The organism is Pseudoalteromonas sp. S558, from assembly GCF_005886635.1.
In the GTDB taxonomy this organism is placed as follows: Bacteria; Pseudomonadota; Gammaproteobacteria; order Enterobacterales; family Alteromonadaceae; genus Pseudoalteromonas; species Pseudoalteromonas aliena.
On sequence record NZ_PNDU01000592.1, the window covers coordinates 1 to 276 of the forward strand.

Annotated in this window: 1 pseudogene; it reads left to right on the forward strand. The window is 40.6% G+C overall.

The features are described from left to right. Window positions 1-105 precede the first annotated feature (105 nt). A pseudogene (locus CWB66_RS21560) lies at window positions 106-276 on the forward strand (IS3-like element ISPpr7 family transposase); the annotation flags it as partial.

Sequence of the window (276 nt, forward strand, 5' to 3'; positions counted from 1 at the left end):
CAATAATGTTAGGCCGAAAAAATATAATGCCGGTTTAGCGCCAAATGAATCTGAGGTCAGATACAAAGATTCTAAAACTGTGGCCAAATTTTATTGACCACTACACCAATGAAAGGGGCAACATTGCAGGAGTTAGGTATTGTTCCTTCATTTAGCCGACCGTCTGTGAGTAATGATAACCCTTATTCTGAATCGCTATTTAAGACGTTAAAGTATCGCCCAGAATACCCTGAGAAAGCCTTTGAAGATATCGCGAGCGCAAGGAAATGGGTAAAC